This window comes from Chamaesiphon sp. OTE_20_metabat_361 (assembly GCF_031364565.1).
Window position 1 is genome coordinate 1 of the sequence record NZ_JANLWO010000733.1, and the last position, 6,560, is coordinate 6,560.

Annotated in this window: 6 protein-coding genes and 1 pseudogene; 2 read left to right on the forward strand and 5 right to left on the reverse strand. The window is 46.0% G+C overall.

Annotated elements, in window-relative coordinates:
- Nucleotides 1–69 precede the first annotated feature (69 nt).
- The 4 genes and pseudogenes from RMO35_RS20805 to leuB form a co-directional block, all read right to left on the reverse strand.
- Nucleotides 70–1,587: pseudogene (locus RMO35_RS20805) on the reverse strand (RecQ family ATP-dependent DNA helicase); the annotation flags it as partial.
- A 145-nt stretch (nt 1,588–1,732) separates the two neighbouring features.
- Nucleotides 1,733–1,975 (reverse strand): hypothetical protein, encoded by a 243-nt coding sequence (locus RMO35_RS20810; RefSeq protein ID WP_309743835.1) that lies wholly within the window; start codon nt 1,973–1,975, stop codon nt 1,733–1,735.
- A 225-nt stretch (nt 1,976–2,200) separates the two neighbouring features.
- Complete coding sequence (locus tag RMO35_RS20815) at nt 2,201–2,470, reverse strand: hypothetical protein (RefSeq protein ID WP_309743837.1); 270 nt, start codon at nt 2,468–2,470, stop codon at nt 2,201–2,203.
- Nucleotides 2,471–2,613: 143 nt separating this feature from the next.
- The gene (leuB, locus tag RMO35_RS20820; RefSeq protein WP_309743839.1) at nt 2,614–3,696 is read right to left on the reverse strand and encodes a 3-isopropylmalate dehydrogenase; all 1,083 of its coding nucleotides are present in this window, start codon (nt 3,694–3,696) and stop codon (nt 2,614–2,616) included.
- A gap of 170 nt (nt 3,697–3,866) precedes the next feature.
- On the opposite strand from leuB, the gene RMO35_RS20825 reads away from it, so the two are divergent.
- Nucleotides 3,867–4,697: an Rpn family recombination-promoting nuclease/putative transposase gene (locus RMO35_RS20825; protein WP_309743841.1), complete on the forward strand. Its 831-nt coding sequence runs from the start codon at nt 3,867–3,869 to the stop codon at nt 4,695–4,697.
- A 147-nt stretch (nt 4,698–4,844) separates the two neighbouring features.
- Here the strand turns inward: RMO35_RS20825 and RMO35_RS20830 are convergent, their stop codons facing one another.
- Nucleotides 4,845–5,396, reverse strand: coding sequence for a PEP-CTERM sorting domain-containing protein (locus tag RMO35_RS20830; protein WP_309743843.1), 552 nt, complete (start codon nt 5,394–5,396; stop codon nt 4,845–4,847).
- A gap of 425 nt (nt 5,397–5,821) precedes the next feature.
- Here RMO35_RS20830 and argB point away from each other — a divergent pair.
- Nucleotides 5,822–6,560: acetylglutamate kinase (argB, locus tag RMO35_RS20835; protein WP_309743845.1), on the forward strand; the 739-nt coding region annotated here is incomplete at its 3' end.

Sequence of the window (6,560 nt, forward strand, 5' to 3'; positions counted from 1 at the left end):
CGAAAATAATTTATTTAAACCGCTTATTTTTTAAGCAGCCAAGTTTCAAAATCTTTTAAACTTTCCAGTCAAGACAGAGTAACCATCGCTAGTTTCATCGACTAACCCTTGATGGAGCAAAGATCGACCCAACATCCGCCATTCATCGACGGTGCGATCTTTACCAATGCCATAGGTAGAGAGGGTATCGTGTCCATTTTTGAGTACTTTATCATTTTTGGAGCCACGCAGGACATCAATAGTGTGCGCTAGTCCGAAGGTTCTGCCGTTATGGCGTTCGGAGAAGCGATAGACGCAGGATAATAGTTTTTGAGATTCGATCGTCCAATCAGAAATCGGGCGGGGATATTTACAGTTATCACAGTTGTTACAGTTACCAGGGAAGCTCTCGCCAAAGTAACCTAATTGAATGATCCGGCGACACTCGGTAGCTTCGGCATAGTTAATAACTCGTCGCAGTTGTTGGGTGGCGATTCGCTGTTCGTCTGCGAGTGCCATTCCTGTTTCCCGATCGACTTTTTGAGCGATTAAGTACTCGATCGTTTTAATATCACCCATCCCAAAATACAGCGTACAATGTGCTGGTTCATTATCCCGTCCGGCACGTCCCGATTCTTGATAATAGCCTTCAATATTGCGGGGCAGATCGTAATGAATGACAAACCGCACGTCGGGTTTATTAATACCCATCCCGAAGGCAACTGTAGCAACGATGACCTGAACATCATCGCGAATAAAACTATTCTGATTGTTCGTTCTAGTTTCGCTATCTAATCCTGCATGATAGGGGACGACTTTAATCCCATCGTGTTGCAATTTGGTCGTCAGTTCATCGACTTTTTTGCGACTCAAACAGTAGATGATTCCCGAGCCTGCTGACTGTTTGACTTGAGCTAGAAGCTCTTTATATGGGGTGGTACTTTTACGCCGGACTTCATAGTATAAGTTCGGACGATTGAAGCTAGCAACGTGAATTTCTGGCTCGCGCAGATCTAATTGTTTAATGATATCCTGACGGACGCGATCGGTAGCCGTCGCTGTCAATCCCAACCAGGGCACCTTCGGAAAATAGTGCCGTAATTGTGCTAGTTTTCGGTAGTCGGGACGAAAATCATGCCCCCACTCAGAGACACAGTGCGCTTCATCGATCGCGAATCCAGCAATCCCCACTTCTTGATGTAAATCTACTAGAAAGTTACTAATAAATTCCTGATTCAAGCGTTCGGGAGCTACATACAATAACTTGATTTCACCATTGTAGATTGCTGCGGCTCGATCGCGTCTCTCTTCAGTACTGATACTGCTATTTAAAAATGTTGCGGCGATGCCGTTATTTGCCAGCAGTTGAACTTGATCTTGCATCAGGGCAATCAGCGGCGATACTACGATCGTCACGCCCTGTTTTAGTAATGCTGGTAACTGGAAACAGAGAGATTTACCCCCACCAGTGGGCATGATCACTAGTAAGTCCCGATTGGCTAAAGCCGTAGTAATAATCTCTCGCTGTCCCGATCGAAACTCATCATACCCAAAGTAATGCTTTAGTGCTTGTTCTAGGGTTTCAAATTTGGTCGAGCCAGCAAGCATAAGAGTTGGAAGTTGGGAGTAATGAGTTGAGAGGGAGTAATACTCACATTGCTTGTCAAAGAGTATACAGCAGACCTCTGGCTTTTAGCTACTTACAGCTTAGATTAGTATATAAATATTAGTAATCGTGGAGATCTTGCCGTATCTATGCGTTTCCCTGTCCAGTAGTATGACCCACGATCGTATCTATCTTCCCATTTAGCTCCGCTCGCATTTCTCTCACATCGTCTTTAAGATCGTCGATCTCTTCATAGACACGCTCAAAGGCTTGGCGGAACTCTTGAGGCGATACTTGAGTATATTCCAATCGATCGACTCTACGATTTAAAGCTCTCAATTCGCGATCTACCTGACGGTTGCTGTCATCTAGATTTGGTGCCTGAGTCATACTTTTCGATCGCGACTAGATATCTCCATATTTTACTGGATATTTAGCGGTGCTCGTTCGCGATCGATGAATTTTGGGTAACTTAACTACAAAGGTAAGCACAAGCTTAAGTTTGATCCCATAGCATTAATCTACGAGACGTTACCTGGTTGGCGATATTTTACCCCTGGACTTTTAATATAGTTGGTATGGTATGGTTCCCGAGCTAGATCGAAAGCATTGAATTTATGGTTCTAGCTGGTCAACAGAGATAAAGTGTTCTTCTGGCAATAAGATCGGATAACTACTAAAAATTAACTTACCACGTCGATCGAGTTTATTCATCGCTACCCCAATCGGCTGTCGTCGGCGTTCCCGATCGGGGTTAATCTGACAATAGAAACTATAGATATCCTTAGCAGCCCTGAGTAGAGCGGGATCGAACAGTCTATCAGCATCTGACTGGGGCATGGGATTAGCTTTAGCTTTAGCAAAGGGCGACTCAATCGTAAACACAGTGATTATTTCCCAAAATCATTTTTTGACATCTTAAGATAGATCGGGTAGCCATAGCTTTAACTTAAAATTAAGATTCAGGGCAACCCGAGCCGACATTAGCGATCGTCACGACGATCGCTACCCTTGACTAAATTTCAGGGTTACTCTAAGGCTTGAATCAGCACTCTGCCCATTTCCCGACAACCAACTGCGGTCATATCTGCTGACATAATATCACCAGTTCTGTAACCCAGATCTAAAACTTTTAAAACCGCTTGCTCGATGCGATCTGCTGCGGCAGGTTGGTTCAGTCCATAGCGTAGTAGCATGGCAGTACTTAGTACCTGCGCCAAAGGATTGGCGAGATCTTTGCCTGCAATATCGGGAGCCGAACCGTGAACTGGCTCGAATACGCCCAAACCCGTCGCCCCCAGACTTGCCGATGGTAACATTCCGATACTACCTGTGAGCATCGCCGCCGCATCGGAGAGGATATCGCCGAATAAATTGCTAGTAACGATCGTATCAAACTGCCTGGGCGCACGCACCAGTTGCATCGCTGCATTATCGACATACATGTGCGTCAGTTCGACATCCGGATAATTGGGAGCCATCGCCACTACTCGATCGCGCCATAATTGAGAGACTTCCAACACATTCGCCTTATCTACCGAACAGAGCTTTTTCGTCCGTTTTTGGGCAGTTTCAAACCCGACTTTGGCAATGCGATCGATCTCGCTTTCAGTATATGCCATCGTATTCACACCCCGCTTTTCACCAGTCTCCGTCGTGAAAATCCCTTTGGGTTCGCCAAAATACACGCCGCCAGTAAGTTCTCGGACTACCATGATATCCACCCCTTCGACCACCTCCCGTTTGAGGGTAGAAGCGTCGATAAGCTGGGGTAAAATTGCCGCAGGTCTTAAATTGGCAAATAGACCTAAACCCGCTCTCAAGCCCAATAAGCCCGTCTCTGGGCGCAAGTGACGCGGTAGGTTGTCCCACTGATAACCCCCGATGGCTGCTAGGAGTACCCCATCACTCTGCTTGCAAGTATCTAAAGTGGCTGCTGGCAAGGGTTCGCCCGTGGCTTCGATCGCCGCTCCACCAATTAGCGCCGTGGTAAATTCAAAATTCAAATCCTCTTGTTTAGCGATAACCGCCAACACATCTACCGCCACCGCCATAATTTCGGGGCCGATCCCATCTCCAGGTAAAAGTGTGATGCGATAAGTTTGACTCATGTTGCTTGCTATGGGTATCGATAAATTGATATTCTACTGGCGATCGGGACTTAGAGGGTAGGCTTTAGATTTTAGGTATTGGGCTTTAGGCTTTAGAAAAAATAATAGGGAATGCTATGGCGGAGCATAACGCACTAGAGTAATCCTATTAGATCGAGAGAAATCTTACTATGCGCCGCGATTCGATTTTCTACCAATTATTTCGGCAGTCACCCACATTACTCTTTGAGTTATTGCCGCAGCCGCCAGCAAATGCTCAAAGTTATATCTTTGAATCGATTGAGGTGAAGGAAACGGCATTTCGGATCGATGGGGTATTCTTACCACCCAGTCCAGCCGGAATAGTTTATTTTTGTGAGGTGCAGTTCCAGCTCGACGAGCTGCTATACGAGCGGATGCTGAGTGAGATTGCCATCTACACTTATCGCAACCGCGAACGATTTGCTAATTGGCAAGGGGTGGTAATTTACCCGACGAGAAACACCGAACAATCTCGCACTGATATGGTGTGGGAACTCTTGGAAAGCGGACGAATTCAGCGGGTGTATTTGGATGAGCTGGGTGAAGTGGAAGACTTACCACCAGGCTTGGGCTTGATGGTATTGACGACGCTGGAAGGGGAAAAGGCTACGTCTGGAGCTAGGGGGTTAATCCAACGGGCACAAGGCAGCCAGGATATAATCGAGTTAGTATCAACGATTATTGTTTACAAATTTAGTAATTTAAGCAGGGATGAGGTGGATGCGATGTTAGGAATTGAGTTAGAACAAACTAGAGTTTATCAGGATGCCGCCCAAGAAGGTCGTCAACAAGAAGCACAAGCTCTGATCTTGCGGTTGCTAAATCGACGGGTGGGGAATGTGTCGCCAGCAGTTGAGACGAGTATTAAGGCTCTACCTCTGTTGCGGTTAGAGGATTTGGGTGAAGCGTTGTTAGATTTCAGTCAGATGGGCGATTTGATGAGTTGGTTGGATGCTAATCAGATCGATCGAGTCTCATAGTTCGATCGAACTATGAGCATTTGCAGCCTGTGTATTCTTGCTGTCTGAACTATGATTAGACCGATCGGCAGATGGACTATGATGATTTGCTAGAGCGCAATCTTAGTCCATCATTCAATCCGATAAATTATAGTTCAAACCCACTAACTACAGAGATTTCGACTCAACTCCCTTGAGCCGCCGCTTCAATGCCGCACCACCACCGATCGCAGTTAGAGTACCCAAGATGGTAAATGGTTCCGGTACTGCTGTCGCTGAAGCTGAATCAAATTGAACCTCTGACAAGCCTGTATAAGTGGGATCGCTGTAATTGCTCAATACCTGGAACCGCACATAGGTAGCAGTAACTGGAGTAAAACTGAACACTTCTGGAGATTCGGATGCCTTATCAGCTCCGATCGCAAACTGAGTAGGCGCACCTGCTACAGCAGTAAAATTAGTCCCATCAGTTGATGACAGAACGTTTACTCCTTTTATTCCGATTGTGTTAATACCATTAAAATTCCACAGACTAAAGCCAGCTAGACTGTAAGTTCCATTCAGGTTGAAGGTAATCAGATTGCCTGTGTCAGGGCTACCATACCAGGCATTAACAGATGACCTCCCTTTTACATGAAGTCCTGTCAGACTGGGAGTATTTCCAGGCAGCCCAGAACCATCAACAATCCGATCGATATTAGAGCCAGCTACTGTTGTCATATCAGTTAAGACAGTTACCCCATTAATCAATGCTGCTTGTGCATTAGAGGCATGAGCGATCGATAGAGCTAGAGTAGCTAGACCTAATCCAAATTTTTTTCTTGTTCATTTGTACTATTCTTTTGATGGATTTCGGGGTTTGAATCGAGCCTGATTTCGACCTATGGCTGCGAGGATGTCGAGCGTAATCGATTGAAATTAGATAGCTTCAGAGTACCCTAGAGCGATAAATATATCAACAACAACAAAATATCTTTTGCAGACATAACCAATATCCTAGTGAAACTCGCTAATTAGAATTTAAATGCCCAATAACACGATCGGCATTTGACTTCCGCTACAAGTCGATCGTTTTAGACACAAGCTAAACTGCTAAAATCTTGGCTAGTGCCAATACCGATCGCCAAACTCCCACACCCTAATTCATGACCCACTCCAACGAAGATGCCACCCGCGTGCGGGTACTCAGTGAAGCGTTACCTTATATCCAAAAATTCGCCGGACGTACCGTAGTGGTCAAATATGGCGGTGCAGCGATGAAAGATAGTACCCTCAAGGATCGGGTGATTCGGGATCTGATTTTTATGTCCTGCGTTGGTATTCGTCCCGTCTTGGTGCATGGTGGGGGGCCAGAAATCAATAGTTGGCTGGAGAAACTGGGCATCGAGCCGCAATTTAAAGATGGTTTGCGGGTAACGGATGCGGCAACGATGGATGTCGTCGAAATGGTGTTAGTCGGACGCGTCAATAAAGAAATCGTCGCGTTAATCAATCAGGCTGGTGGTAACGGAGTAGGTTTGTGTGGCAAAGATGGCAATTTAATCATCGCACGTCCCGATGGACGCGAGGGAATTGGGTTTGTAGGTGAAGTAAGTGGCGTGAATGTAGACATTCTCAACTCTTTAGTCAAGAGTGGTTATATTCCCGTCGTGTCGAGTGTCGCCGCTGATGAAAACGGACAGGCTTATAATATCAATGCGGACACAGTTGCTGGTGAAATAGCTGCCGCGCTGGGAGCTGAAAAACTGATCTTGATGACGGATACCCCCGGCTTGATGCGCGATTTCAAAGATCCAGATACTTTAATTCGTCAGTTGGATATCCAAGGTGCGCGGGCGCTGATTGAGGATGGTACCGTTAGCGGCGGGATGATTCCCAAGCTTA

What these genes read in the sequence shown, in the direction of transcription:
- RMO35_RS20810 (WP_309743835.1), bottom strand. Translation starts at nt 1,975, where the DNA reads ATGACTCAGGCACCAAATCTAGATGACAGCAACCGTCAGGTAGATCGC.
- leuB (WP_309743839.1), bottom strand. Translation starts at nt 3,696, where the DNA reads ATGAGTCAAACTTATCGCATCACACTTTTACCTGGAGATGGGATCGGC.
- RMO35_RS20825 (WP_309743841.1), top strand. Translation starts at nt 3,867, where the DNA reads ATGCGCCGCGATTCGATTTTCTACCAATTATTTCGGCAGTCACCCACA.
- RMO35_RS20830 (WP_309743843.1), bottom strand. Translation starts at nt 5,396, where the DNA reads ATGACAACAGTAGCTGGCTCTAATATCGATCGGATTGTTGATGGTTCT.